Annotated in this window: 3 protein-coding genes and 1 pseudogene; 2 read left to right on the top strand and 2 right to left on the bottom strand. The window is 48.8% G+C overall.

Features of this window, described 5'->3' with window-relative positions; translation table 11 throughout:
• Positions 1 to 76: 76 nt before the first annotated feature.
• Together ACJMLT_RS09045 and ACJMLT_RS09050 are read left to right on the top strand one after the other, a co-directional pair.
• Complete coding sequence (locus ACJMLT_RS09045) at positions 77 to 595, top strand: hypothetical protein (protein WP_405729745.1); 519 nt, start codon at positions 77 to 79, stop codon at positions 593 to 595.
• A gap of 62 nt (positions 596 to 657) precedes the next feature.
• Positions 658 to 1068, top strand: a complete 411-nt coding sequence (locus ACJMLT_RS09050) for an HIT family protein (RefSeq protein ID WP_405729748.1) — start codon at positions 658 to 660, stop codon at positions 1066 to 1068.
• Between the two features lie 49 nt (positions 1069 to 1117).
• Here the strand turns inward: ACJMLT_RS09050 and ACJMLT_RS09055 are convergent, their stop codons facing one another.
• Positions 1118 to 1336 (bottom strand): double zinc ribbon domain-containing protein, encoded by a 219-nt coding sequence (locus tag ACJMLT_RS09055; RefSeq protein ID WP_405729751.1) that lies wholly within the window; start codon positions 1334 to 1336, stop codon positions 1118 to 1120.
• 77 nt (positions 1337 to 1413) lie between these two features.
• A pseudogene (locus ACJMLT_RS09060) lies at positions 1414 to 2566 on the bottom strand (2-hydroxyglutaryl-CoA dehydratase); the annotation flags it as partial.

A 2566-nucleotide genomic window follows, 5' to 3' on the forward strand; every position in this document is an offset into this window, starting at 1 on the left:
ATTTGGGAAAGTAATCCAACCTTTCCGCATAGGATAAAAGAAAAATATATAAATTACCCGAAAAGGAGACAGACCCATGTATCCATACAACAGAAAAACGCAGCTTTATCACGTACCTATTCGCGCCAAGGAGCGCACAGACACCACCCCCGACCTTTCCGCCGACCGCCGCCTGCAGGAACTGCTGGTGCTGGCCGGACAGGGGGCAGAGCAGCTGACACAGAAATATACCGCCCTGCTGCAGGAAGAAGCTCTGGCGGAGGCCCACGATATCATCAAAACCATGGAAACGGACGGCAAAAAGCATCAGCGCATCCTGCGGGAAGTTTTATTCATCATCTTCAGCGACACAGCGGAAGATCTGCCGACAGAAATGCCCGAGACGGAAACAGAAACAGCCGGCGGCGCAGCGCTGCTGGAAGAACTGCTGCTCACAGAGCTGGATGATATCCCCTTCTACCGCAGTCTCCTCTCCGCCATGGAGGAAGATGACCTGTGGGATCTGCTCTTTGAGATCATCACAGACAAACAGAACCACACCGCCGCTCTGAACCATCTGTATGCAAAATACTTCACCAAAACCACTGGGCAGTAAATGCTTTTCGTGTTATCATGGGGTTACTGAATATTATTTCACCAAAGAAAGGAAGATACCCCATGAGCGATTGTATTTTTTGCAAAATCATTGCAGGAGACATCCCTTCTGCAACCATATACGAAAACGACGAATTCAAAGTGATCCTGGACAGATTCCCTTCCGGCGAAGGTCATGCCCTGATCCTGCCCAAAAACCATGTGGCAAACATCTTTGAAATCGACCCCGAACAGGCAGGCAGACTGTTCAGCCTTGCAGCAAAACTGGCAAAAGCCATGAAAGAAGTGCTGGGCTTTGAACACATGAACATCCTGCAGAACAACGGCGTGGTTGCAGGCCAGACGGTATTCCACTTCCACCTGCACCTGATCCCCAGATGGGAAGGCGACGGCATCAACATCGGCTGGACACCTACAAACCCTTCCGACGAAGAAATCGCCGCTGTAAAAGCAAAACTGGAAAATCTGATCTGATTTCAGGAAAACAAAAAGGACGCCATCCATTGACGTCCTTTTTTATTGCTTAATCTTCCTTACCAAAAGCATTCTTCGCTTCCGCAGTCAGCGCATCCCAGTCGATGCCTACCTGCGCCTGCACCAGCGCATCGCACTGGGGGCAGAAACGGGCATCGGCAGGTACCGCCGCGCCACATTCGGGGCACTGCTGTGCCTGTTTGGCACCGCAATATTTGCAGTAATTGGAATCATCATCAATATTCTGTTTGCATTTGAAACAAATCATATTTTCACGCCCTTTCGACGAATTTTTTATTATTGTAACACAAAAAATGCTCTGACAAAAGTCAGAGCATTTTTATTTTAGTCTTCGATTTTGAAAGCAACCTGTTCCACAGAGTGGGGTTTTTTCAGTCTGTTATGTTCATCGGCACGGTCGATGTTTTTGTTTGCACTTGCCAGCATCAGTTTGATTCTGTTCAGCTGGTTGACTTCGGATGCGCCGGGGTCATAGTCGATGGCTACCACGTTAGACATAGGATACTGTTTACGCAGTTCCTTGATGACGCCTTTCCCTACTACATGGTTAGGCAGGCAGCCGAAGGGCTGTGTACATACGATGTTGGGAACACCACTGTGGATCAGTTCGATCATTTCCGCTGTCAGGAACCAGCCTTCACCTGTCTGGTTACACAGGGATACGATCTTTTCTGCTTCTCTGCCCAGACTCTTGATATCTTCGGGCTTATCAAAACGTTCGCTCTTTGCCAGAGCATCCATCATGGGTTTCTGATACCATTCGATGACTCTTGCCACAGTGTTGCCAATGATACGCGCCTTCTTGGAACCGCCCAGATATTTTTCCTTCTGCACCTGATTATGGCAGCAGTACAGACCGAAAGTTAAGAGGTCGGGCACAACTGCTTCTGCGCCTTCTCTTTCCAGCAGGTTTACCAGATCGTTGTTTGCTGTAGGGTGGAATTTTACCAGGATTTCCCCAACCACGCCAACGCGGGGTTTCTTGATATCCAGCAGTTCCAGTTCCTCAAAGTCTCTGATGATCCCCCTCAGGTTTTCTGCATAAGTTTTTCTGTCCGCTTTCAGAACGTCCTGTTTTACCTTTGCATTCCATTTTTCATAGAGGGCATTGGCAGAGCCCTTCACTTTTTCATAAGGTCTTGTACGATACAGCACACGCATAAACAGGTCACCATATACCAATGCCTGCAGAGTGCGGTGCAGCAGAGCAGGAGTCAGCTTGAAGCCGGGGTTCTTTTCCAGACCCGCAGGGTTTACGGAAATAACAGGGATATCGGGCATACCCAGATTTTCCAGCGCCTTACGGATGAAGGCGATATAGTTTGTGGCACGGCAACCGCCGCCTGTCTGAGAGATCAGGAGAGCTGTTCTGTTCAAATCATATTTACCGGAGAGCAGTGCATTCAAGAGCTGACCGATGGAGATCAGTGCAGGATAGCATGCATCGTTGTTTACATATTTCAGACCTGTTTCGATG

The sequence above is a fragment of the Anaerotignum sp. genome (genome assembly GCF_045122575.1).
GTDB lineage: Bacteria > Bacillota > Clostridia > Lachnospirales > Anaerotignaceae > Anaerotignum_A.